Origin of the sequence: Rhizobium sp. AC27/96, assembly GCF_001692325.1 — a bacterium.
In the GTDB taxonomy this organism is placed as follows: Bacteria; Pseudomonadota; Alphaproteobacteria; order Rhizobiales; family Rhizobiaceae; genus Rhizobium.
In genome coordinates this window covers 387,065-411,808 of record NZ_LXKN01000018.1, presented here as the reverse complement: position 1 = coordinate 411,808, position 24,744 = coordinate 387,065, and the positions used below count along the sequence as shown (strand labels likewise).

General features: G+C 60.3%; 20 protein-coding genes. 7 read left to right on the top strand and 13 right to left on the bottom strand.

What is annotated here, in order from left to right; translation table 11 throughout:
* The first annotated feature begins 108 nt into the window (after positions 1 to 108).
* Positions 109 to 1,029: an alpha/beta hydrolase gene (locus A6U86_RS15550; RefSeq protein ID WP_068392755.1), complete on the top strand. Its 921-nt coding sequence runs from the start codon at positions 109 to 111 to the stop codon at positions 1,027 to 1,029.
* Position 1,030: 1 nt separating this feature from the next.
* Here A6U86_RS15550 and A6U86_RS15545 read toward each other — a convergent pair whose 3' ends face one another.
* Positions 1,031 to 3,034, bottom strand: a complete 2,004-nt coding sequence (locus A6U86_RS15545) for a CocE/NonD family hydrolase (protein WP_068393980.1) — start codon at positions 3,032 to 3,034, stop codon at positions 1,031 to 1,033.
* Between the two features lie 21 nt (positions 3,035 to 3,055).
* Entirely contained in the window at positions 3,056 to 4,636 is a 1,581-nt protein-coding gene (locus tag A6U86_RS15540) for an ABC transporter substrate-binding protein (protein WP_068392751.1), read from the bottom strand.
* Between the two features lie 121 nt (positions 4,637 to 4,757).
* Here A6U86_RS15540 and A6U86_RS15535 point away from each other — a divergent pair, with 121 nt between their 5' ends.
* Together A6U86_RS15535 and A6U86_RS15530 are read left to right on the top strand one after the other, a co-directional pair.
* Complete coding sequence (locus A6U86_RS15535) at positions 4,758 to 5,543, top strand: helix-turn-helix transcriptional regulator (RefSeq protein WP_068392748.1); 786 nt, start codon at positions 4,758 to 4,760, stop codon at positions 5,541 to 5,543.
* Positions 5,544 to 5,811: 268 nt separating this feature from the next.
* The gene (locus A6U86_RS15530; RefSeq protein ID WP_068392745.1) at positions 5,812 to 6,924 is read left to right on the top strand and encodes a thioesterase domain-containing protein; all 1,113 of its coding nucleotides are present in this window, start codon (positions 5,812 to 5,814) and stop codon (positions 6,922 to 6,924) included.
* A 4-nt stretch (positions 6,925 to 6,928) separates the two neighbouring features.
* On the opposite strand, the gene A6U86_RS15525 is transcribed toward A6U86_RS15530, so the two are convergent.
* The 9 genes from A6U86_RS15525 to A6U86_RS15485 form a co-directional block, all read right to left on the bottom strand.
* Positions 6,929 to 8,560 carry an ABC transporter ATP-binding protein gene (locus tag A6U86_RS15525; RefSeq protein ID WP_068393978.1) on the bottom strand — a complete coding sequence of 544 codons (1,632 nt, stop codon included), beginning with the start codon at positions 8,558 to 8,560 and terminating at the stop codon, positions 6,929 to 6,931.
* Positions 8,553 to 9,380: an ABC transporter permease gene (locus A6U86_RS15520; RefSeq protein WP_068392743.1), complete on the bottom strand. Its 828-nt coding sequence runs from the start codon at positions 9,378 to 9,380 to the stop codon at positions 8,553 to 8,555. The genes A6U86_RS15525 and A6U86_RS15520 overlap by 8 nt, the downstream gene beginning before the upstream one ends.
* Complete coding sequence (locus tag A6U86_RS15515) at positions 9,377 to 10,384, bottom strand: ABC transporter permease (RefSeq protein WP_068392740.1); 1,008 nt, start codon at positions 10,382 to 10,384, stop codon at positions 9,377 to 9,379. Before A6U86_RS15515 ends, A6U86_RS15520 begins: the two co-directional genes overlap by 4 nt.
* Positions 10,385 to 10,540: 156 nt before the next feature.
* Positions 10,541 to 12,130 carry an ABC transporter substrate-binding protein gene (locus tag A6U86_RS15510; RefSeq protein ID WP_068392737.1) on the bottom strand — a complete coding sequence of 530 codons (1,590 nt, stop codon included), beginning with the start codon at positions 12,128 to 12,130 and terminating at the stop codon, positions 10,541 to 10,543.
* A 129-nt stretch (positions 12,131 to 12,259) separates the two neighbouring features.
* Positions 12,260 to 13,042, bottom strand: a complete 783-nt coding sequence (locus A6U86_RS15505; protein WP_068392736.1) for a carnitinyl-CoA dehydratase — start codon at positions 13,040 to 13,042, stop codon at positions 12,260 to 12,262.
* Positions 13,043 to 13,048: 6 nt separating this feature from the next.
* On the bottom strand, positions 13,049 to 15,106 hold the full coding sequence (locus tag A6U86_RS15500) for an acetate--CoA ligase family protein (RefSeq protein WP_068393976.1): 2,058 nt from the start codon (positions 15,104 to 15,106) through the stop codon (positions 13,049 to 13,051).
* A 4-nt stretch (positions 15,107 to 15,110) separates the two neighbouring features.
* On the bottom strand, positions 15,111 to 16,271 hold the full coding sequence (locus A6U86_RS15495) for an acyl-CoA dehydrogenase family protein (RefSeq protein WP_068392735.1): 1,161 nt from the start codon (positions 16,269 to 16,271) through the stop codon (positions 15,111 to 15,113).
* 12 nt (positions 16,272 to 16,283) lie between these two features.
* Positions 16,284 to 17,774 (bottom strand): carnitine 3-dehydrogenase, encoded by a 1,491-nt coding sequence (locus tag A6U86_RS15490; RefSeq protein WP_068392733.1) that lies wholly within the window; start codon positions 17,772 to 17,774, stop codon positions 16,284 to 16,286.
* A 7-nt stretch (positions 17,775 to 17,781) separates the two neighbouring features.
* Positions 17,782 to 18,684 (bottom strand): 3-keto-5-aminohexanoate cleavage protein, encoded by a 903-nt coding sequence (locus tag A6U86_RS15485; protein WP_068392731.1) that lies wholly within the window; start codon positions 18,682 to 18,684, stop codon positions 17,782 to 17,784.
* A 103-nt stretch (positions 18,685 to 18,787) separates the two neighbouring features.
* On the opposite strand from A6U86_RS15485, the gene A6U86_RS15480 reads away from it, so the two are divergent.
* Positions 18,788 to 19,780, top strand: a complete 993-nt coding sequence (locus A6U86_RS15480) for a GlxA family transcriptional regulator (RefSeq protein WP_068393974.1) — start codon at positions 18,788 to 18,790, stop codon at positions 19,778 to 19,780.
* On the opposite strand, the gene A6U86_RS15475 is transcribed toward A6U86_RS15480, so the two are convergent.
* A complete protein-coding gene (locus A6U86_RS15475; RefSeq protein ID WP_068392728.1) occupies positions 19,755 to 20,630 on the bottom strand; it encodes a LysR substrate-binding domain-containing protein in 876 nt (291 codons plus the stop codon). The two genes, A6U86_RS15480 and A6U86_RS15475, sit on opposite strands and share 26 nt — an antisense overlap.
* A 111-nt stretch (positions 20,631 to 20,741) precedes the next feature.
* Here A6U86_RS15475 and A6U86_RS15470 point away from each other — a divergent pair, with 111 nt between their 5' ends.
* Both A6U86_RS15470 and A6U86_RS15465 read left to right on the top strand, forming a co-directional pair.
* Positions 20,742 to 21,650, top strand: a complete 909-nt coding sequence (locus tag A6U86_RS15470; RefSeq protein ID WP_068392726.1) for a DMT family transporter — start codon at positions 20,742 to 20,744, stop codon at positions 21,648 to 21,650.
* A 77-nt stretch (positions 21,651 to 21,727) separates the two neighbouring features.
* The gene (locus A6U86_RS15465; protein ID WP_068392725.1) at positions 21,728 to 23,770 is read left to right on the top strand and encodes an NADH:flavin oxidoreductase; all 2,043 of its coding nucleotides are present in this window, start codon (positions 21,728 to 21,730) and stop codon (positions 23,768 to 23,770) included.
* 17 nt (positions 23,771 to 23,787) lie between these two features.
* Here A6U86_RS15465 and A6U86_RS15460 read toward each other — a convergent pair whose 3' ends face one another.
* The gene (locus A6U86_RS15460; RefSeq protein WP_068392723.1) at positions 23,788 to 24,132 is read right to left on the bottom strand and encodes a hypothetical protein; all 345 of its coding nucleotides are present in this window, start codon (positions 24,130 to 24,132) and stop codon (positions 23,788 to 23,790) included.
* Between the two features lie 369 nt (positions 24,133 to 24,501).
* On the opposite strand from A6U86_RS15460, the gene A6U86_RS15455 reads away from it, so the two are divergent.
* On the top strand, positions 24,502 to 24,744 hold the full coding sequence (locus tag A6U86_RS15455; protein WP_244509943.1) for a hypothetical protein: 243 nt from the start codon (positions 24,502 to 24,504) through the stop codon (positions 24,742 to 24,744).

The window sequence follows — 24,744 nt, the reverse complement described above, 5'->3', positions numbered from 1 at the left end:
CACCCTCGATCCACAATGTCGGTACGGTGACGACCGCAGCCGCAAGCAGATAAGCGTTTGAAAGCGGAGCCATGTTATCGAGTGGATCCGCACATATGAGGATTTCGAATGGAGTCTCCGCAGCGTCCCATGCCGACCGAGGCAGGCATCTTGCAGTTCATGGAGATTGGAGACTCCTTCTATCCGCCGGATGCCGTCTCAGCCTCGATAGAACAGCAGCGTCAATGGTATGATGCGTTATGCGCTCGCTTCGATCGGCCGTTGCCGGATGGCATCCGTATAAGTGACGAGGTCGTGTCGGGGACAATTCCCGTCAGGCGGTATCATCCGGCAGAGACCCGCACCGCGACCTGCCTGCTCTATCTCCACGGCGGCGGCTTCGTCGTCGGCTCGCTCGATAGCCATCATGCGATCTGTGCCGAGATTGCCGACCATGTTGGGGCGGAACTTGTCTCGGTCGACTATCGTCTTGCCCCGGATCATCGATGGCCGGCACAGACGGATGATTGTTTCAGTGTCCTCAGACAATTGCTCGCGGAGGGCAAAGAGATTGTGTTGATCGGCGATAGCGCCGGCGGCAATCTGGCGGCCGGATTGGCCATCCGAGCCAAGGCCGAGGGCCTTTCGGGAATTGTCGGCCAGATCCTGATCTATCCGGCACTCGGCGGCGATCTCGTTTCCGGCTCATATTTGGAAATGGCGGAAGCACCCGGGCTGACAACAGCCGATGTCAGCTATTACCGCAGCGTCTTGCAGGCTCCGTCAGGCAATCCCGTTGCCGAGCCGCTTGCCTTGCCTTCTGTTGCCGGCCTTCCGCCCACGTTCATCACGGTCGCCCATTTCGATCCGCTGCGTGATGACGGCCGCAACTATGCGGCGCGGCTGGCGCAGGCGGGCGTTGAGGTCTGGTTCCGTGAGGAGCCGCAGATGGTACACGCCTGGCTGCGGGCAAGGCACATGAGCGAGGGAGCCCGCGCCGGCTTTGCCGCCATATGTGCGGCGGCAAGCCGGTTTGCAGGTTCGCGATGATCTACATCAGATCGCGGGGGATACGCTTCTCCTCGAAGATCTTCTCAAAGACCTGCGTCTCGCCTTCATGGGCAATGACCGAGGCGCTGATGATCCAGTCTGTTGCCGTGCAGGATATGGCCGATGTCGCGACCGTGCGGACAAACCAATCCGAGCGTTTCATGTCGCAGGTCCAGATCGAGATACCCGTCATCGAGAGCGGGTCATCCGGTGCAATGGACCAGACCTCTTCACGCATCTGCCGCGTTGAAAGACCTGTAGCTGGATGTTCAAAAAGTCCCGTATCCTCTTGAATTTCATAGCGAGTACGCCCCGCTGAGAGATCACGGACCACCTGCCGTTTCGTCGATCCCGGCGCATGCTCGATGTATTTCGGCAGCGGATCGGGATTATCAGGCTGCTTGATGTCGATGAGTTCATGTGCGCCGAGCATTGGCAGGCCAAGGCCGATGGAAGCCAGATCGATTGTCAGGCCCGGATTTTCCGGTGGCGGCAGGACCATTGGCCAGTAGGACGTCGATAGGGACAGGCGAATGCGATGGCCCTTGCGGAAACGGTAGCCGCAGGCATCAAGCGTTAGCGTGATTGTGGTTCGCTCGCCCTTGCTCAACGGCTTTGGTTCGGCATTGCTGTTGCGATGAGCGAGATTGAGTACGCCAAAGGAGACGCGCGTCGCCGTACCGTCCGGATGGATATCAACTAGCCTCGCGCAGAGATTGGCAGTGTCGGCATCGCACCGCAGCGTTAGCGTGATGACCGGGCGGCCGAGATAGTCGTGATCCTCGGCAAGCGGCGCCGTCTGGAAGGTGAGGGAGCCGGCATCGTCAAGACGTTGGTCGATCGCCAGTTCCGCGTCCGGCTTCAGGGTGAACCATTCGCCCGAGGCCGTGCCTGTGTCGAGTGGCGAGCGCAAGTAGACGGGATGCTCCGGCGCATGCGGGATCGGCATGCCTTCCATCAGGGTACCGAACTGCTCGACATAGAAGCACTGCAGCTCAGGCTTTTGCCATTCTTCCTTGGCGATCCAGAAGCCGGGATCGAAATCGCGTCGCCTAGCGGGTTTGATGGCGTCAAGGATGTAGGCGCGAACTGACGGCATGTTTTCCGCGCCATTTTGCTCGCCGCGCAGCCAGCGGTTCCACCAGGCGATGGCCTCGCCATGAAAATCGGCGCGCGGCTTCGGCCAGGCGAAATGCGGATATTTGTGAACCCAGGGGCCGATCAGCGCCTTCGCCTTGTCGCCGAGGCCCTCGACAGCCAGCAGCGGCGTATTGCGATAGCCGTCGGCCCAGCCGGCGATGACGATGGCCGGAATATCGAACTCCGCGAAATTCTCGCAGATCGAGCCGTGCCGCCAGAAGTCGTCGCGGCGCTGGTGCTCAAGCCATTCCTCCATGAAGAAGGGCTCTTGCTCTAGGCGCTCCAGCCACATCTCCCGCCAGCGCTCACCGACGATGGCTGGATCGGGCGCGCGGGACTGATAGGCCAGCATGGTCGCAGCCCAGGAAAGCTGGGCGGAGAGGTGGCAACCGTTCTTGTAATGGATATCGTCGTTGTAGCGGTCGACGGTGGAGGCGATCGATATGACTGCCTTCAGCGCTGGCGGCTTCAAAGCGGCGACCTGCAGGCAATTGAAGCCGCCCCAGGAGATGCCCATCATGCCGACCGAGCCGTTGGACCAGGGCTGCGCTGCAATCCAGGCGATCAGCTCGCAGGCGTTGGCAAGCTCGAGTTCGGTATATTCGCCATCGATGATGCCGTCGGATTCACCGGAGCCTCTGATGTCGACGCGCACGCCGGCAATGCCGGCGGCGGCAAAGACCGGGTAGGTGGATTCGTCGCGAGGGCTGGTTCCGTCCCGCTTGCGATAGGGCAGGAATTCGAAGACGGCGGGCACGGGATCGCTGTCTGCGCCATCCGGCATCCAGATACGCGCGGCGAGCCGCGTGCCGTCCTTGAGGGTGATCCAGTGATTTTCGATAGTAGTGAAGTTGCGGTCTGCCATGATCATTTATCCCGGGGATGTTTAAGCATCGAACCAGACGCGGCTGCCGATATAGCCATTGGACATATCATTGCCGATGTCGTCGACATATCCTTTCAGCGTCTTCGAGGCGGCCATGATGTAATCGTTGAAGACGGGCAGGATCAGGCCTCCGTCGTCCCGCACCATCATGGCCAGTTGCCGGTAAAGCACCTTGCGCTTCGCCTCGTCGAGTTCGGATCTTGCCTGCAGCACCATCTTATCGAAGTCAGGGCGTTTGAAACGTGTGTCGTTCCACTCAGCGGTCGAAAGATAGGAGGTGGAATAGCGCGAATCCTGGGTCGGGCGACCGCCCCAGAAGGAGGCGCAGAAAGGCTGCTTGTTCCAGACGTTGGTCCAGTAGCCGTCTTCCGGTTCGCGCTTTACATCAAGCGTGATTCCGGCCTTGCGCGCACTCTCCTGAAACAGGATCGCTGCATCCACGGCGCCCGGAAAGGCTGCATCTGACGTGAGCAGCTGAACGGGACGGTCGAGGCCCGATTTCTTGAAGTGGAACGCGGCCTTGTCGGGATCATACGGGCGCTGCTCGATATCGGTCGGCGCAAGCGCGTAGTTGGAGTTGACCGGATAATCGTTGCCGATCGTTCCGTAGCCGGCCAGCACCTTGTCGAGGATCGACTGTCGGTCGATGGCATATTTCAGCGCGAGCCGAAGATCGGCATTGTCGAAAGGCGCCGTGTCGCAATGCATCAGGAAGCAGTAGAAGCCCTTGCCGGCGTTGCGGACGATATCGACTTTCGGTGCCCGCTTGAGCATCGGGACCGTCTTCGGATCGACATTGTTGACGAAGTGAACCTGACCGGAGGCAAGCGCTGCAATGCGGGCGGTGTTGTCGTTGATGACGAGTATTTCCACGCTGTCGACAAAGCCGCGGTCGGAGCGCCAATCCTGTGGGTTCTTCTCGAAGGTAGCGCGAACGCCGGGTTCAAAGCTTTTCAGGATGTAGGGACCGGTGCCGATAGCGGCCGCCGGCTTCTCGACGCCACCCTTCGGCTGGATGATCAGGTGGTAGTCGGTCAGAAGAAGAGGTAGGTCCGCATTGCCCTCAGAGAGCGTCAGGACAAGGTCACCTGCCTTTTCCTCGATACCGGTGATCGAAGCCATCAGCCCGAGAGCGCCTGATTGCGAATTCTTGTCCGCATGCCGCTTCAGCGTGGCGATGATGTCGGCGACGGTCATCTTGCTGCCGTCATGAAACTGCACGTCGTTCCGGATCTTGAAGGTCCAGACGGATGCGTCCGCCGATGGCGTCCAGGAAGTCGCCAATGACGGCAAAGGCGCGCCGGTCTTGGGATCGGATTCGACAAGCGTATCGCCCCAGAGGCGGCCAATGACGAACAATACAGATGCGCTGTAAGTCGCCGGATCGAGCTCATCGCTGGTGGCGCCGCCCTTGAGGCCGAGCTTCAGATGGCCGCCATGTTTCACTGCCTGCGCGCGAGCGTCGCGTGGCATCAACAAGCCGGAGGTGAGGGCCGGCAAAGCGCCCAGGGCGGCTGCACCGCCGAGAAAGCGGCGGCGGCCGATTTTCAGATCCGAAAGTTGATCTTTTTGATGCGTCATTGCAGTTCCCTTTTTCAATTTTGTTAGGAGGGAACGTAGAGGTCGGCTTCATCCAAGCAATTTCGCGACTTGACGCACTTTTAAGCGAGTTTACGCTAGTGTGATCAAGACGGAGCTAGCGATGCCTCACCTGGTCGAGAACCTGAAGATTGCCTGTGCCACGCAGCGTTCCATTTCACATGTCTGCCGTGCGATTGATATCAATCGGCAGCAATTCAACCGATACATCAACGGTGAAACGAGGCCGTCTGCCCATAACCTCGCTCGCATTGCCAACTATTTCGATCTAGATGCGGCGGATTTTCTTCTCGCACCCAAACTGTTTCGCGAACGGCTTCGGGGACCGTCAGTCGGGTCCAACGAAGGTTCCGAGCTTTTCAAGGCTTTTCCGGGAAATCTCACGGCTCTCAGACGCCATCTCGGCTATTTCCAGACCTATCATCGTTCCCCATCCTGGCCGGGGATGGTCGTGTGTTCCTGCAGTCGCTTGAGCGAGCAGGGCGGCTTGGTGCGTGTCAAGTCCATGGAGCGTCTCCGGGATCTTGGAAATGGCATCCAACAATTTTCGAAATATGTGGGTTTAGCGGCGTTTTATAGGAACCGGATCTTCATTACGGAGCGTGTGATCGGTCCGAATTCCATGTTGTCGCAGACAATCCTCTTGCCGTTCGACGAGCACCAGCGGGTCTATCTGCGCGGAACGACCATGGGTGTCTCCTGGCGAAAGGAAAACCTACCCTATGCTTCGCGGATGATCTGGCGGCATGTTGGCGCCGAGCCCGACCTGCGCGAACTTCTGTCGCGTTGCGGGCCGCTGCCGCTCTCGTCACGCAAACTGCCGCCCACCGTGCGCTCATTTCTCACGGACCCTTCCGCCGAAGTCTATGCGGTGCCGGCAGAGTATTGATGCCGACGATTGTCGAACGGGCCTGCGATCCAGGGTAGATTTCGAGGCTCAATGACGTGTGGTTTGGGCACCACAGATTGCGTGATGGAGCGTTTGTCATGGCAATGCCCGAGACGTCTATGACTTTATGTTTCGATTGTCCTTCGGTGAAAATTCTTAAAACCGAAGAATAAGCCGCGTCTTTACGCAATATATTAATGATCACTTTATAAGAATACTGTCTATCATATCGTTCGGCGGCGCATGCTTTGACATTTGGGGTGCCTAAATGCTTTTCTCCACGAGAGCGGATGTAGATTCCAGCCGGCCTGCTTATCTTGACGATCTGCTTCGCCAGGAAGCGAAGATCAATCTGGATCGCGCGGCAGACATTCCCGACGCTGTTTCAGTCAACCGAGCCTTGAATTTCATAAAGCACTGGTGGGGTGAAACCGGAGAGGAGATGGATGTCAACATCTTCTATCGTCACCGCACCCTCGAAGCTCTTGGCTTCGCAGTTTCCCATCACGAAGACCTGTCCGCCTCACACAAGATTATAGAGCTGCGGAACGGGCAAAATCATGTGGCGCCTTTGCTGGTATTTGCCGGGGGAGCAAGCTGCTTTCTGGAAATGCAGCAGCTCATCAAGGAAATCAGCTTCCCGGGGCCGATCCTCGGTGTCGCCCTGACGGCCTTCAACCGCGATCGTCAACATCCGGCAACCGTGCAAGATGAGGTTGAAAGCACGCTGCGGGCGCTGCAGTCGGCGGGGATCGAGGGGCCTTATCGATTGCTCGGTTATTCCTTCGGCGGTGTCTTTGCTCTGGAACTGGCGCGTGCGCTGCGGGCGCAGGGGCAGGAGGTTGCGTTCCTCGGGATGCTCGATACCCCGTTTGGCGAGCAGGAGTGGCCGCTGACGACCTGGTCCAAGTTCATGTGGCAACGCTGGCGAAGAGCGCGCAACAGAAAGAAGAACCTTAAAAAATCAGGCCCTCCGGCAGGCGGCCAAACACAGGCAAGGCCGAGCTTGCCGGCTATCGGGCGAAGAGAATACCTGGCAAGAAAGCTGAAACCCCTCTCTTTCCGCTATGCTGATCCATGTACCGCCTACTACCCGGAGCTGGCGCCGCAGTGGATGGGGGACTATCCCCCACTTTACGACGCCGCGGCCAGACAGCTTCTCCGGATGAAAGGTGTCTACAAGCCAAGCCGTTATGACGGGGAGCTCACCTTCTATCGCAGTCTTCAAGGCTCTCCGGTCGACTGCGATCCGAAGTCCATTTGGGGACGCTTTCTTGTTCATGCGGACTGGGTAGACGTTCCAGGCAATCACCAGAGCATGATTGTCGGGCGCAATGCCGGCACGCTAGGCCGCGAACTCGGTAACCGCCTCACGCGCTGAGCCCTCAGTTTCCCGCACTCTCCATCTTGCGCGTTGTCAAAACGCGCTCCAGCCAGCCGATTTCCATTTCCGGAACCGACTTCAACAGTAGATCCGTATAGTCATCGAACGGCGGCGACAGCGCTTGCGATTTCGGACCGAAACGAACGAGCTTGCCGCGATGCATGACGGCGACACTGTCGGCGATGGCGCGTACGATGGCGATGTCGTGGGTGATGAAGATATAGGAGAGATGCGTCTCCTCCTGCAGCTTCAGCAGCAGCTTCAAGATACCCTCGGCAACCAGCGGATCGAGTGCCGATGTCGGTTCGTCGCAAAGGATGAGCTCCGGCTTGGCGGCAAGAGCGCGGGCGATGGCGACACGCTGCTTCTGGCCGCCGGAAAGCTCGGCCGGATAGCGGTCGATGAAGCCGTTGCCCATCTCGATCTGGTCGAGCAATTCCTTCACGCGTGCCGTCTTCGCAGAGCCGCGCAAGCCGTCATAGAAGGTCAGCGGCCGGCCGATGATATCGCGCACGGTCTGACGGGGGTTCATGGCGGTATCGGCCATCTGATAGATCAGCTGTATCCGCCGTAGCTCCTCGCGCGAGCGGTTCTTCAGGGCCGGTGTCAGTGGTTTGCCGTCGAAGGAAATCTGTCCGTCGCTCGGCGGCAGCAGGCCGGTGATGACGCGGGCAAGCGTCGATTTTCCGGAACCGGATTCACCGACGACGGCCAGCGTCTGCCCCTTAGGGACATGTAGAGAAACATCGTGCAATACCTTGAAACCGTTTGAGTATTGCGCGCTGATATTCTCGACTCTCAGAATGGATCCAGATTGATCAGCAGCCTCCTCTCGCGCCGCCTGACGAACATTGACGAGCGCGCGGGTATAATCCTGACGCGGCTCTTCGATGATTTGTTGGACGGTGCCATATTCCACCGTCTTGCCGTATCTGAGCACCATGATGTCGTCGGAGATCTGGGCGACGACGGCAAGGTCGTGCGTGATGTAGAGCGCTGCCGTGTGCGTCTCCTCGATCGCGTGCTTGATGGCCGCCAGCACGTCGATTTGCGTGGTGACGTCAAGCGCGGTTGTCGGTTCGTCGAAGACGATCAGCTCGGGGTTGGAGCAGAGCGCCATGGCGGTCATGGCGCGCTGGAGCTGGCCGCCGGAGACCTGATGCGGATAGCGCTCGCCGAAGGTTTCCGGGTTGGGCAGGCCCAACACCTGGAAGAGGTAGAGCGCACGCTTTCGGGCCTCTTCCTTCGTCATTAGACGGTGCTTGACGGTGGCTTCGATCACCTGATCGCCGAGCCGGTGCGCCGGATTGAACGCGGCCGCTGCCGATTGGGCGACATAGCAGACACGGGCACCGCGGATCTTGCGGATGCCGGATTTGCCGAGCGGCAGGATATCCACTCCATCGAGCAGCACTTGGCCGCCGGTGATCTCGGCGCCGCCACGGCCATAGGCGAGGGCGGAAAGGCCGATGGTGGATTTGCCGGCGCCGGATTCGCCAATCAGGCCGAGCACCTTGCCCTTTTGGAGATCGAAGGACACGCCGTCGACGATGGTGACGCGTTTCGGCGGTTCGCCCGGCGGATAGCTGGTTGCCTCGATCTTGAGATCGCGAACGGAAAGAAGCTCAGGCATCGCCACGCCCTCCCTTGAGGCTGGAGGTGCGCTTCAAGAGCCAGTCGACCACCAGATTGACACAGACAGCGAGCGCCGCGATGGCGGAGCCCGGCACGAGAGCGGCGGAGATGCCGAAGATGATGCCATCCTTGTTGTCCTTGACCATGCCGCCCCAATCGGCCGAAGGCGGCTGGATGCCGAGGCCGAGGAAGGACAGGGTGGACAGGAACAGGATCGAGAAGGCAAAGCGCAGCCCGAATTCCGCCAGCAGCGGCGACAGCGTATTCGGCAGGATCTCGCGGAAGATGATCCAGATCTTGCCTTCACCGCGCAGCTTGGCGGCTTCCACGAACTCCATGACCGCGACATCGAGCGCCACGGCCCGACCGAGACGATAGACGCGGGTGGAATCGAGGATGGCCATGACGAGGATCAGCACGATCAGGTTCTGCGGCAGCACGGCCAGCACCACCAGCGCGAAGATCAGCGTCGGGATCGACATCATCAGATCGTTGAACCGCGAAAAGATCGTGTCGATCAATCCACGCGAGACGGCAGCGGTGAAGCTGAGGATGATGCCGAGCGAGAAGGAGATGATCGTTGCCGCCAGCGCCACGAACAGCGTCGTGCGAGTGCCATAGATCAGACGCGAGAGGATATCGCGGCCGAGATTGTCGAGACCGAAGAAGTATTGCGCGTCGGCAGGCTGCCAGACGTTGCCGACGACTTCAGTTTCGCCATAGGGGGCGATCCAGGGTGCGAAGATCGCACAGATGAAGGCGATCAGGATACCGATAATGCCTATCCAGGCGGTAATGGGGATATCTCTCAATCTCATCGTGGATGCCTCAGACGGGGGTTGGCAACGATGGCGAGAATATCGGCCGTCATGTTGAGGAAGATGTAGACGGCGGCGAAGATCAGCCCGCACGCCTGGACGACGGGCATGTCGCGCACCGTCACGGCGTCGACCATGTATTGGCCCATGCCGGGATAGACGAAGACCACTTCGACAACCACGACGCCGACGATGAGATAGGCAAGGTTCAGTGCGATGACGTTGATGATCGGCGCCAGGGCATTGGGCGCGGCGTGCTTAACGATGGCGCGGAAGGCGGACAGTCCCTTGAGCTCCGCCGTTTCCATATAGGCCGACGACATGACGGAGAGGATGGCGGCGCGGGTCATGCGCATCATGTGCGCGAGTACGACCAGCACCAGTGTCGCAGTCGGCAGCGCGATCGCCTGCAAGCGGTCCGTAAAGCTCATGCCGTCATAAACGGTTGCCGGAAAGGTTGCGATGCCGAACTTGACCGAGAAGAACATGATCAGCAGGTAGCCGATGAAGAATTCCGGCAGCGAGATCGCCGCCAGCGAGATGACGTTGATGATCTTGTCGGGCATGCGGTTCCTGAAATGAACAGCCAGCATGCCCAGGCCGACCGCGAGCGGCACCGAAATCAGCGCGGCGAAACCGGCCAGGAATAGAGAGTTGCCAAGCCGCTTGCCGATCTGTTCGCTCACGGAATTCTTGCTGGCCCAGGAAGTGCCGAAATCGCCCTGCACGGCATTGCCGAGCCATTCCACGTAACGGGTGACAACGGGCCGGTTGAGGCCGAGGTCGGCGCGAATATTGGCAACCGCCTGCGGCGTCGCCGACTGGCCGAGATAGGTGGTGGCGAAATCGCCCGGCAGGGCTTCGAGCCCGCCGAAGATCAGAATGGAGACCGCAAACAGCAGGACGATGCTGAGCAGGCAGCGCTCGATGATCAGGGACAGCAGCGGAAAACGCTGCTTGAACCTCAGCCCGGGCAGAACGGTTCCGGGGGGTGAATTGGACATGGCCGATGCCTCGCGCTCTTGTTGCTTTACGCAATTCCGGACGGAAAACCGCTGCGCACTTTTCCTGGAGTTGCTCTAAACGTCGGGAGGACCGCGAAGAGTCTCCGCGGTCCCGGCTTCGTCAGAGATGAGGGCGTTGCCGCCCGGCTTCCGGCATTATGCGTCAAGCCAGACGCGAGTCGCCACGTAGCCGTTCGACATGTCGTTGCCGATATCGTGGACGTAGCCCTTCACCTTCTTGGTGGAGGCGTTCACGAAATCGTTGAACATCGGCAGGATAACGCCGCCTTCGTCGCGCACCATCATTGCCATGGCGCGGTAAAGCTCCTTGCGCTTGGCCTCGTCCAGTTCGGAGCGGGCCTGAAGCAGGAGCTTGTCGAAGTCGGGGCGCTTGAAGCGCGTGTCGTTCCAATCGGCCGTCGACAGATAGGCGGTGGAGTACATCTGGTCCTGCGTGGGACGGCCGCCCCAGTAGGAGGTGGAGAAGGGCTGCACGTTCCAGACGTTGGTCCAGTAGCCATCGCCCGGCTCGCGCTTGACCTCGATGTTGATCCCAGCCTTTTTGCAGCTTTCCTGATAGAGGACAGCCGCGTCGACGGCGCCGGGGAAGGCGACTTCGGAGGTGCGTAGCAGCACCGAACCGCTGTGACCGGATTTCTTGTAATGGAAGGCGGCCTTGTCCGGATCATAGGCGCGCTGCTCGATCCCCTCGGGGAAGAGAGCATAGGTGCTGTTGATCGGGAAGTCGTTGCCGACCTTGCCATAACCGCCAAGGATCTTCTTGACCATGGTTTCGCGGTCCATGGCATATTTCAACGCCATGCGCAGATCGTTGTTGTCGAACGGCGCCGTGTTGCAATGCATGATGAAGACGTAATGGCCGCGGCCTGCCGTGGACAGGATGTCGACGGTCGGTGCGCGCTTCAGAAGATCCACGGTCTTCGGGTCGACGCGGTTGATGTAGTGGACCTGGCCGGACGAGAGAGCGGCGATACGCGCCGTCGCATCGTTCATCGTGATGATTTCGACGCTGTCGACAAAGCCGCGATCCGTGCGCCAGTCGTCCTTGTTGCGCTCAAGCGTGGCGCGCACGCCGGGCTCGAAGCTGACCATCTTGTAGGGGCCCGTGCCGATCGAGGCCAGGGGGTCGTCATAGCCGCCATTCGGTTGAATGACGAGGTGGTAGTCGGTCAGAAGCAACGGCATGTCGGCGTTGCCCTCCGTCAGCGTCAACACGAGGTTGTCGCCGTCGGCCTTGATCTCCTTGATCGACTTCACGACGCCGAGCGCCCCGGATTCCGATTTCGCATCGGTGTGGCGCTTGAGCGTGGCGACGACGTCGTCGATCGTCAGATCCTTGCCGTTGTGGAATTTCACGCCCTTGCGGATCTTGAAGGTCCAGGTGGCGGCATCCTTCGACGGTTCCCAGGATTCGGCGAGCGACGGGACGGCGGCGCCGGTCAGCGGGTGGGATTCCACCAGCATGTCACCCCAGCAGCGGCCGATGCAGAACATGACCTGAGACAGAAATTTCGCCGGGTCCTTGGAATCGGTTGCCGCACCGCCTTCGAGGCCGAGCTTCAGATGGCCGCCGCGCTTCGGTTCGGCTGCCATTGCACTTTCGGTAAAGAGTTTGTCGGCGAGCGTCAAAGTGACGCCAGCTGCCATGGCGCGTCCCATGAATTCGCGGCGGCTGAGCCCGCCCGCGGTGACGCGGCTTGCCAGATATTTCGTATAGTCGTTCATTCCCCTGTTCCTTCTTCTTGCCATGTTGACAGAATTCCCGGGCATCGTGCCTCACGAGACGGTTTCCTCTTCCGTGTGAAGCCGATTTGCCCGCGATCATGCGGGAAGATGTAGCGGTTGCTGCCGCTGTTATTTTCCTTTCCAGACTGGGGGCCGCTTTTCGGCGAAAGCCCGTGCGCCTTCCAATTGATCCTCGCTCGAATAGAGGATGTCGACGGTCGCAAACTGCCGTTTGGTGATCTTGTTCATGGCAGTCTGAAACGTCGTTCCCTCAGCTTCGCGAACGATTTCCTTGATGGCCGCATAGACGAGCGGTGGCCCGCTTGCGAGCAGCCGTGCAAGTTCCCATGCCCTGTCTATCAGCTTGTCGGCCATGACGATCTCGTTGACGAAACCCCAGCGATGGGCCTCTTCGACATTGAGCCAGCGGCCGGTCAAAAGCATGTCCATGGCGATATGATAGGGGATGCGCTTCGGCAATTTGATCGAGGCCGCATCGGCAACCGTACCCGAACGGATCTCGGGCAGCGCGAAAGTTGCATGCGGGGCAGCGATGATGAGATCGGCGGAAAGCGCGATCTCCAGTCCACCGCCGCAACAGATGCCGTTGACGGCGCAGATAACCGGCTTGTTGAGGTCGCGCAGCTCCTGCAGGCCGCCGAAGCCGCCAACGCCGTAATCGCCGTCAACCGCGTCGCCGGCGGCGGCTGCCTTCAGATCCCAGCCGGCGGAAAAGAATTTTTCGCCGGTGCCGGTGATAATGGCGACGCGCAGATCCGGATTGTCGCGGAAGTCGCGAAAAATCAGCCCCATCTTGCGGCTGGTCGCCAGATCGATGGCATTCGCCTTCGGCCGGTCGATAACCACTTCAAGAATACCGTTCTCACTTCGGGTGCGAATGGGGTCTTGCAACTTCTGCTAGCTCCTTCGCCGGATGAGAGCATCCGCGGCTACGACGCCACGAGATTCTGGTAGAACCATCAATGGATTAATGTCCAGTTCTTCAAGCCGTGCGGCATTCTTTACGACATATTCTGCCGCTGATACGACGGCGTCGGCAACCATTTCGATATTGGTGCCCGCACCGCCGCGATAGCCTTCGATCAATTTCCGGACCTTCAGCCGGGAAATCCGGTCCAACACCTCGGCTTTCGTCACGGGAAGCGGCAAAACGATGGAATCTTCGAGCAATTCCACGAGGATCCCGCCTGCGCCGACCGTGAGTGTCAGGCCGACGACGGGATCACGAACCGCTCCGACGATCAGCTCCGCGAGTGGGCGCTCGATCATGCGTTCGACGAGAAATCCATGCGCGACACGAGCCATGCCTTCGGCGGCATCTATAATGGCATTTCTATCCCATAGGTTGAGCTTGACGGCGCCCACCTCGGACTTGTGTTCGACGCCGAGCGCCTTGAGGGCGACAGGGAAACCGAGTTGCTCCGCGCAGTCGGCCGCCTCGCTCGCCGTAGCGGCGGTTTTTCCATGCGGAACTATAAGTCCAACAGCCGCAAGCTCGGCCTTGGCCGCAGCCTCGCTCAGGGTCTCCATTTCGCCCGCGTCGCTCGGGGTATTGAGGAGCGGCAATGGTTGCGGCCGCTTCCAGGCGTCGGCGATCCTGCTGGCGATATCAGCCGCCGCCAGTGCCTCGCTGATGCCGCAGAGCGGCACGATGCCGGTTTCGATCAATTGCTGCGCGATTGCCTCCGGCATGTTTTCAGGCAATGTCGCCAGAATGCCGGCGCGGGCACCAGTTTGCTTCGCCGCTGCGGCAACGGCCGCAACAGTGATCATCCAGTCAGCGCCGTCGCATCGATCTTCGCGCGGAAAATCGAGCACCAGCAGATTGAGGGCATAACCGCCTGCGAACATCGCGCTGAAAGCCTCCGTCTGTCGGGTCAGATCGCCCCAAACGAAGGTGTGGTAGTCGAGCGGATTGGAAAGCGTCACCATCTGGCCGAGGCTGGCGCGGAGCGCAGTCAGCTGTTCGGCCTTGAGGGCGCGGAACTCGATATTCAGACCGACCGCCGCATCGGCCATCAGCGAGGCCTCGCCGCCAGAACAGCTCATCGAGGAAATGGCATTACTCTCAAGCGGGCCTGCGACATGCAGCAGTTTCAGCGTCTCGATCAGCTCCGGCAGCGTCGTGACGCGGCCGATACCGAGGCGGTGGAGAACGGCCTCTGCCACAGCGTCGCTGCCGGCAAGCGATGCCGTATGCGAGATTGCCGCGTGTTGGGCCTGTTCGGACTTGCCGACCTTCAGCGCGATCACCGGCTTTTTCAGCTCGCGAGCGCGGGCGGCCAGAGCCTCTAGCGATCTTATATCGCCAAATCCCTCGATATGCAGGCCGACCGCCGTCACGCGAGGATCTTCGAGAACTGCCCGCGCGAGATCCGACAGGCCAATCTGCGCCTGATTGCCTGCCGTCATCAGATAGCTGATGGGCAGGCCGCGTCTTTGCATGCTGAGATTGATGGCGATGTTGGAGGATTGGGTGAGGATCGCGACGCCGCGCTCGGTGCGCACTATACCGTGCTGATCGGGCCAGAGCAGGGCGCCATCAAGGCCGTTGATCATGCCGTAGCAGTTGGGGCCGACGATGGGCATATCGCCGGCGGCTTCGACGAGAGCCTGCTGCAGCTCGGCGCCGTCCGCCAGCTCCGAAACCGCCTCGCTGAACCCGGAGGCATAGCAGACAGCGCCACCGGCGCCTTTGGCGGACAGCTCGCGAACGATCTGCACGGTGAGCGTTCTGTTGACGCCAACGAAGGCGGCGTCCGGCGCATCCGGCAGCTCTGCCACCGAGCGATAGCATCGGCGGCCGAGCACACTTTCCTGCGTCGGATGCACGGGCCAGATCTCACCGGCAAACCCCATGAGATCGCATTGCTCGATGACCCGTCGCGCCTCGCGGCCGCCGAAGACGGCGATCGTTCTGGGTCTGATGAGGCGGTCGAGCGGGCGTTGCGTCATGTCGTCATGCTCCGAATGGCCGAAGCAGGTCACGGCTTATGATATGCCGCTGGATTTCCGAGGTGCCGTCCCAGATGCGCTCGACGCGGGCATCGCGCCAGAAGCGGGCGAGCGGCAGGTCGTCCATCAATCCCATGCCGCCGAAAATCTGGATTGCCTCGTCGGTGACGCGGGCAAGCATTTCCGAGGCGTAGAGCTTGGCGGATGCGATCTCGCGATTGGCCGGGATGTCGGCATCCAGCTTCCAGGCAGCCGATAATGTCAGCAGGTCAGCCGCATCGATCTCGGTGATCATGTCGGCAAGCTTGAACGACACGCCCTGATTGGCGCCGATCGGCTTGCCGAATTGCTTGCGCTCGGCGGCATAGGGCAGGGCAAGATCGAAAACGCGGCGCGCTCGTCCGACGCAGGTGGCGGCCACCGTCAGGCGGGTTCCATAGAGCCATTGATTGGCGAGATCGAAGCCGCGATGCACTGCGCCGAGCACCTGCGACTTCGGCAATCGGCAATCGGTGAAGTTCAGGATGCAGTTGTGATAGCCGCGATGCGAGAGTGAATCGTAGCCCTGCAGAATTTCGAAGCCCGGTGTGCCGCGATCGACCAGGAAGGCGGTGATCTTCTTCTTGACGCCTTTCGCGGTCTCTTCCTCGCCGGTCGCCGCAAAGACGATGACGAAATCGGCGACATCGGCATGAGAGATGAAATGCTTCGTGCCGTTGAGCACGAAATCATCGCCATCCTGCCTTGCGGCGCATTTCATGCCGCGCATGTCGGAGCCTGCGTCCGGCTCGGTAATGGCGAGCGCGTCGACGCGTTCACCACGCACGGCTGGCAGCAGATAACGCTCACGCTGTTCGCCTTCGCAGGCCATCAAGATACCGGAGGGGCGGCCGAAGAAGACCGTCAGCGCCATCGAGCCCCGGCCGAGCTCACGCTCGACCAGCGTGAAGGTCAGATGATCGAGGCCGGCGCCTCCGATTTCCTCGGGAAAACCGCAGGCATAGAAGCCGAGTTCGATGCATTTGCGCTTGATATCTTGCCCAAGATCCGGAGGCACGATACCAGTGCGCTCGACCGCGTTTTCGTGCGGATAGATCTCCGTCTCCACGAAGTCCCGGACCGTCTTGACGATCATTTCCTGTTCTTCGCTGAGTCCGAAATTCACGATCGCTTCCTCCTAGCGTTTTTGTCCCACATGACGGCCGGCTCCCTCCGGCATTGGCAAGGCGGCATGCGCCGCGGCGATCGGCCTTAGTTTGGCCAGCACCTCCTCCGGTGCGGCCATGGCCTTGCCCGCCTTGGCATCGACATGCAGCAGCATGTGCTCGGCGGTGGCGATCAGGTCGCCACTCGCGCCATCGTGCAGTGTATGGAACACATGCAGCCGCTTTTCGTCCGACGTGAGAATCTGGCAGGTCGAATGGATGGCCTGACCGAGCTTCGCTTCGCCGATGTGGCGGATATGGGTCTCCACCGTATAGTAGCTGTGGCCGCCCGCGACGTAATCGAGATCGACACCGATCAAGCGCAGAAGCGCGTCCGACGTATCGCCAAACACCTGTAGATAGCGATGCTCGGTCATGTGGCCGTTATAGTCGACCCATGCCGGGCTGACCTTGGTGTCGATCAGGCGCAGCGGCTTTGCGACATCAAGCTCCTGCTTCTCTCCGCCTCCAACGGCCCAAAGATGATGCTCGAAATCCTTAAGTAGCTTGCCGGCGCCCCAGCCCTTGCCGCCATGGCTGCCTTTCAGGCTCTGCAGAATCCGAACGAGGTTTTCGTCGCGAATGCGCTCGAGTTCGCGGATCGACAGGCCATCGGCCTGCTCATCCGACTGCTGGCCGATCTTCTCGACGAGGGCATCGTCGAGATCGACGACATCCATCAGTTTGGTCCAGTTCCATTGAAGCGCAGGACCAAATTGTGCCAGGAAATGACGCATACCCGCTTCGCCGCCAGCGATGCGATAGGTCTGGAACAGGCCCATCTGCGCCCAGCGAAGGCCGAATGAATAGCGGATGACGTCGTCAAGCGTCTCGACGGTGCAGATGTCGTCCTTGATCAGCCACAGCGCCTCGCGCCAGAGCGCTTCCAGCAGGCGATCGCCGACGAAAGCCTCGATCTCCTTGGCGATATGCACGCCTTTCATGCCGATCGGCGGCAGCCTGTCCATGGCGGCCTGGATCGTCGCAGCACTGGTCTTTTCGCCGCCGACGATCTCGACGAGCGGCAGCAGATAGACCGGATTATAGGGATGGGCGACGAAGAGGCGCTCGGGATGGCGCATGTCGCGCTGCAGATCGGTCGGCAGAAGGCCCGACGTCGACGAGCCGATCAGCGCATCGGGCTTTGCGGCGGCATCGATTTGCGTCAGTACGTTGCGCTTGAGATCGAGCCGCTCGGGCACGCTTTCCTGGATCCAGTCGGCACCGTCGATGGCTGCCTCCAGCGTGTCCTTGAATACCAGCTTGCCACGCGGCGGCAGAGGTGCGCCGGTCAACATCGCATAGGCTTTTTCGGCATTGGCAAGCACTTCACCGACGATGCGGGTCGCCTCCGGATGCGGGTCGTAGACATCGACATCTATGCCGGCCAGCAGGAAACGGGCAATCCATCCGCCGCCGATGACGCCGCCGCCGATACAGGCCGCCTTGTTGATCTTGGTCATCGGTGCCTCAGCGCTTCGTCAATTTCAGTTTCTTGCGGACATCTTCGGGGCCGATGATGCGTGCGCCCATGCCCTCGACCACCTGCACGGCCTTTTCGACGAGCTGCGCATTGGTCGCGAGCGTACCCTTTCCGGCATAGAGATTGTCTTCGAGCCCGACGCGGACATTGCCGCCGGCCAGGATCGCGGCAGCCGGATAGGCCATGGCGTTGCGGCCGATGGAAAAGGCCGAGAAGGTCCAGCTTTTGGGAACATTATTGACCATCGCCATAAAGGTGTTCAGGTCGTCGGGCGCCCCCCAGGGGATGCCCATGCAGAGCTGGATGAGAACCGGATCCTCAATGAGACCCTCCTCGGCAAGCTGCTTGGCGAACCAGAGATGACCAGTGTCGAAAGCCTCGATCTCAGGACGCACGCCGAGATCGGTCATCTTCTTCGCCATGGCCCTCAGCATCGAGGGCGTGTTGGTCATGACATAATCGCCGAGGCTGAAATTCATCGTGCCGCAATCGAGCGTGCAGATCTCCGGCAGGCATTCGGCGACGTGGCTCACGCGCTCGGAGGCGCCTGCCATGTCCGTGCCCTTGTCGTTCAGGGGCAATGGGCGTTCGACATCGCCGAAAATCAGGTCACCGCCCATGCCGGCCGTGAGGTTCAGCACCACATCGACGTCAGCCGAGCGTATGCGGTCGGTGACTTCCCTGTAGAGATCGTTGCGGCGGCTGGCAGCCCCGGTTTCCGGATCGCGGACATGGCAGTGAACGATTGCCGCCCCAGCCTTGGCGGCGTCGATCGCCGAATCCGCGATCTGCTTGGGAGTAATCGGAACATGGCTGGATTTCGAAACCGTATCACCGGCACCGGTCACGGCACAGGTGATGAAGACATCGCGGTTCATCGCAAGAGGCATTTTGTTCTCCCTCGTATTGAGGACATTACGAGGCATGCGGCATCTTCATGCTTTGCATTATCGGAAGCAATCGATACATTATCGGAAATTCGAGACGATGCCGATGCTGAACCCTTCCAACGCACCCCTTGATATCGATCTGCTGGTCCTGCCGGAAACGAACCTGATCCTGATCGCGTCGGTGATCGAGCCGCTGCGCGGGGCCAACCGCATTTCCGGGGCGGAACTCTATCGCTGGCGGCTATTTACGCTGGATGGTTCGCCTGTGGAGACGACGAGCCTCATCCCGGTGCCTGCATCCGGCAACTTCAGACCGATGTCGGAGACAGCACCGCTCTTCGTTCTCGCCAGCTACAACTGGCGGCGCAGCGCCACGCAAGCCCTAAAGATGCACTTATCGCAAACCGCGCGTCATCGCTCGATGATCGCCGGCATTGAGTCCGGCAGCTGGCTGCTGGCCGAGGCGAGTCTTCTCGACAATGTCTCAGCCGCCGTCCATTGGGAGGATTTCGACGATTTTGCGCTTGCCTATCCGCAGGTGAAGGCCGTCAAGGACCGCTTCGTGATCGATGGCAAACGCATTACCACGGCCGGTTCTCTGCCGACGGTCGATCTGATGCTCGAAATCATCCGTCGGCGGCAAGGCTATTCGCTGGCGCTCGAGGTCAGCCGTCTCTTCATCTATGAACCGGCCAATACCCAGAGTGCGGCGGAGTTATCGCCTTCGACGGCCGGCCTGCGCATGCGGGACCCGCGCGTTGCCCAGGCCATCCGCCTCATGGAAGACCATATCGAACAGCCGCTGGTGCTCACGCGTCTGGCTCGCCGCCTCGGCCTCAGCGCCCGTCATCTGCAGGCGCTTTTCCAGGATAGCATCGGGGCGCCGCCGCATGTGCATTATCTGGCGCTAAGGCTGAATGCCGCCCGCCGCAAGGTGATCGAGACGAAGGATTCCTTTGCCGAGATCGCGGCGGCAACCGGATTCAACTCGGCCTCTGCCTTTTCCCGCAGCTACCGGGCGAGCTTTTCCGAAAGCCCGTCCGGTACCCGTCGCAGGCTGCGCGGCCGCGCTACGGCTGCGGCAGAACCGACATAGGCTGGAAGGCTTCCCGCACCCTCTCGGCGAGTTCCTGAATTGCCTCGCTCGAATGATAGGGATTGCGGCGTAGTACGACGCGCGAGGAATCGACGGGCGGAAAACCGTCCTCGCTCGTCAGCTCCCGGCAGCCATGCGGAATATTGCTGCGTGATAGGGTCGTCACCGCGAGCCCGGCAGAAACCGCGTTCTTCAGGCCGGAACTGGTATCGGCGATGAAAGCGATGCGATAGGAGCGGCCTTGCTGCTCAAGGGAGCGCAGAGCGAAATCCCGCGCCCATGTCGAATTCCGATAGGTCGCAATGGGTAAAGGCACGGCGTCGTGCAGCCGGTGGACCATGGCTGTTACCCAGACCGTGGGATCGATACAAAGGACTTCGCCTTTGTTCTGGTTGCTCCAATCGAAGACGACAGCAAGGTCGAGCTCATCCTTCTCCAGGGCGGCGAGATTGTGCGCAGTGTAGTCGCAGGAAACTGTGACTTCGACGGCCGGATGCCGGATGGCGAAAGCGGCCAGCGCAGCAGGCAGTATGGTCTGGCTGTACTCTTCCGGAATTCCGATCCGCACCGGTCCGTCGAGTGGCTTGGTACGGATGGTCGCGGCCGCTTCGTTCAGAAGCTCGATGACCCTCTGCGCGTAGGGAAGCAGCTGGTTGCCCGCCCGGGTCAGGACCGCTCCGCGTGCATTCCTGTCAAACAGCGTCTCGCCGATCGTTTCCTCCAGACGCTTGATCTGGGCGCTGACGGCTGACTGCGTGCGGCCGATGCGCTGCGCGGCTATGGAAAAATTCGACGTCTCGCTGATGACGAGGAAGGTCCGGAGCAAATCGCTTTCGATGGGATCGTGCATCGCAGGTCACAAATATTTCTGATAGCTACTATCTCTACTATTCGTTTGCCTGATGTCAAATATCGGCGCAAACAGGAGCCGTTCCTTCGGTTTCCTCACTGAGTCCATTACATGACATTCCAGTTTCCGGCCCGCTCCGCTTTTGCCAGCGATTATGAGAGGGGCGTTGTACTCGTGGCTACAGCAATGCTTGCGTGGAGCTGCAGCGGCATCTACGCACGCCTTCTGACCGCGGATATCTGGACGACGATCGCCTGGCGGTCACTGTTCGGTGGCCTGTTTCTGCTCATTCCCAGCTTTTTCCTCGAAGGTGGGTTTTCCAGGCGGCAATGGGCCTCGATCTTCCATCCGGCCGGCCTGGCGATGCTCGCCTGCCAGATGATCAGTCAGGCCTGCTTCATCGGCGCGCTTTATATGACCACGGTCGCCAATGTGACCATGATCTATGCGACGGCGCCATTCATCGCCGCGTTTCTCAGCTGGTCCATGCTGAAGGAGCGGGTGGCGAAGCGAACGCTGATTGCCGGCGGCATCTGCCTCATCGGCGTCTCTGTTATCGTAGCGTCGTCGATCGGTGGCGGCACAGGCATCGGCGATCTGCTGGCGCTTGGCATGACTGTCACCTTCGCTCTCATTATCGTCATCCCGCGCATGGACCGCAGCATTCCGATCCTGCCGTCGAGCGTTGTCAGTGGGCTGCTGACATTCGTGATCTTCGTGCCCTTCGCCTCGACAAGCTCGGTTGATGTCAACGACTGGCTGCTGCTGGCTGCCTTCGGGGCGACGAATTTCGCGCTCGCCTTCGTCCTTTTCCTCTTCGGCTCCAGGCGAATGCCGGCTGCCGACGCGGCCTTGATTAGTTCGATGGAGATCGTGCTGACCCCGTTCTGGGTCTGGCTGTTCTTTTCGGAGACGCCGCCTGTGGCCACGTTCATCGGTGGGGCGATCATCTTCGCGACGATCGTCTGGCATACGGCCGTCGATCTCCGGCATGGGCGCCGTGCCCGTGTGCCTGCATAATAGGCTATGGCCATCGGCCCTGGTCTCGGCAAAGATAGCGGCTTGAGCCTCGATTTCACAGAAGCGATGAGAGCGACATGACCTCCAACGACCCCTTGCTCCAGCCCTATAAACTCAAGCACCTCACGCTGAAGAACCGCATCATGTCGACGGCACATGAGCCGGCCTATTCAGAAGACGGCATGCCGACGGATCGATACAGGCTCTATCATCGCGAGAAGGCAAAGGGTGGAATCGCGCTGACGATGACGGCGGGCTCGGCGGTCGTCTCGCCGGATTCGCCTCCTTCCTTCGGCAACCTCCATGCCTATCGCGACGAGATCGTTCCGTGGCTGAAGAAGCTGACCGACGACTGTCATGAGTATGGTGCCGCCGTCATGATCCAGTTGACCCATCTTGGCCGCCGCACGGGCTGGAACAAAGGAGACTGGCTGCCGGTACTGGCGCCGTCCCCGATCCGCGAGCCGGCGCACCGCGCCTTTCCAAAAGCGGCCGAGGAATGGGATATCGAGCGCATCATCGCGGACTTCGCTTCTGCAGCCCAACGCATGCAGGATGCCGGCCTCGATGGCATCGAAATAGAAGCCTACGGCCATCTGACTGACGGCTTCTGGTCGCCGGCGACGAACAGGCGCGAAGACGAGTTCGGCGGTTCGCTCGACAACCGCATGCGCTTTTCGATGATGATGACGGAGGCGATCCGCAAGGCGGTCGGGCTGGATTTCATCGTTGGCATCCGGCTCGTGGCCGATGAGGATTGGGAGAAGGGGCTTTCGCGGGAGGAGGGTGTCGAGATCGCGCGGCGGCTGGTCGCCTCGGGCAATATCGATTTTCTCAACATCATTCGCGGCCATATCGAAAGTGACGCGGCGCTCAACAATGTCATTCCGATCCAGGGCATGGCATCCGCACCGCATCTGGATTTTGCCGGCGAGGTGAGGGCGGCGACCAAGTTCCCGGTTTTCCATGCCGCCCGTATCAGCGATGTCGCCACCGCCCGCCACGCGATCGCGGAAGGCAAGCTCGACATGGTCGGCATGACGCGTGCCCATATTGCCGACCCGCATATCGTCAAAAAGATCATGTCCGGGCAGGAGGCACATATCCGTCCTTGCGTCGGCGCCACCTACTGTCTTGACAGGATCTACGAGGGCGGCGAGGCGCTCTGTATTCACAATGCGGCGACCAGCCGCGAGGCCGAGATGCCGCATGAGATCGAGCGGGCAGCAGTGTCGCGAAAGGTCGTCGTCATCGGCGCGGGGCCCGCAGGTCTGGAGGCGGCTCGTGTCCTTGCCGAGCGAGGTCACACAGTCGACGTGCTTGAGGCAAGCGGCAAAGCCGGCGGCCAAGTCAATCTGCTGACCCGCAATCCCCGCCGCAAGGAAATGATCGGCATCATCGATTGGCGATTATCTGAGTTGGAACGCCTCGGCGTCACGATCCATTATGATGTCTATGCCGGAGCGGATGAGGTCATGGCCTTCGAGCCCGATCTCGTCGTCGTGGCGACGGGCGGCATTGCGCAGTCGCCCGAACTGGATAGCGGCGATGCTCTTGTCACCTCCTCATGGGATATTCTCGCTGGCGCCGTGAAGTCCGAGGGGCAGGTGCTGCTCTATGACGACAATGGCGGCCATCCGGGCATGTCGGCGGCCGAAGTCATCGCCAATGGCGGCGCCGAACTGGAGCTTGTCTCGCCGGAACGTTTCTTCGCGCCTGAAATGGGCGGCATGAACCATGTGCCCTATGCGAAGGCCTTTGCCGAGAAGAATGTGCGCGTCACCATCAACACCCGGCTGAAGTCGGTGCGCCGTGACGGCAATACGCTGGTGGCGGTTCTCGGCTCCGATTTCTCCGAAAAGACGCAATGGGAGCGACGGGTTTCCCAGGTGGTGGTGGAGCATGGCACCGTGGCCAATGAGGAGCTTTATCTCGAGCTGAAGCCGCTGTCGCGCAATCTCGGGGCTGTCGACTATCCGGCCTTGATTGCGCGCCGCGCACCATTGCCGGAAAGAAATGCGGCCGGCAACTTCGATCTGATCCGTATCGGTGATGCGATTGCGAGCCGCAACATCCACGCCGCCATCTACGATGCGCTGCGTTATTGCTCCTTGTTGTGACGTCTTGAGCATGGTGGTCAGCGCAGGGTGTCGACCAAGGTTGGTGCCGTGGCCAGATTGTCGATGAAGACAGTCAGCGCGTAGCATGCGACGAGCAAGTCCATCACATATAAGATCAGTGGCTTCCAGCGGGCTGTGGTGGGCGATGAATCATCGCGGGATGAAGAGCTTTCGGCGCGGGTCATGTCGTGAAAAGGCTTCGCCGAAAGTGTCAGCAATATCAGCATGTTGAAGAGTATGAACTGGCGCGGGCCAGCGCCGATAAGGCTGAAGGCGGCATTGCAGATGATGGCGCCGGCCCAGAGATGGGTGCGCCTGGCAAAACAGCGCCGCACGCATCTGAATGCGCCACCTGCGATCATGGCACGGCCTGATCGCCCATCGTAATGTTCTCGCAATGCCGGCCCTTATATTTCCATCTCGATGAATTGAGGAAATCAGGATTCGGGGATCGCGTGTGTGTTGTTATGTTGCGGCGTATTCTTTTAGTCATACGCGCTTAGGCGTCGCCAGCCGGGCCGTCATGAAGCTGCAACAAAATGTAACAACTCATAACACCGTTTCACATGCGAATCGGTATATTTGCCTCAGCTTGAACGAGAGGCAGCTTGATGCATTCAGACAATTCGCCGTCCCCTTTGCAAACCGATGTCCTGATCTGTCTGGATAATCAGCAGGTTGCTTCTCGCATCGGTTCCGTCCTGTCAGAGCAGGGTTTGACGGTGACATCGATGCCGGCGACCGGCATTCAGGAATGGATCGAACCGAACGGCTGCCAGGTGGTGATCACACATACGGCGATGATCGGCCAGGTGCGCACAAGATTGAAGCTGCCGGTCGTGAACCTCGAAGCCTTCATCTTCGATCGACCCGAACATGTCGCCGAGGGCGCCGCGCGCCAGTTCGATGGCGATGCGTTTATCAAACGGGTCTTCTCGGTCATGAGCGACGCGCGCAAACGCAGCCCGCAATGA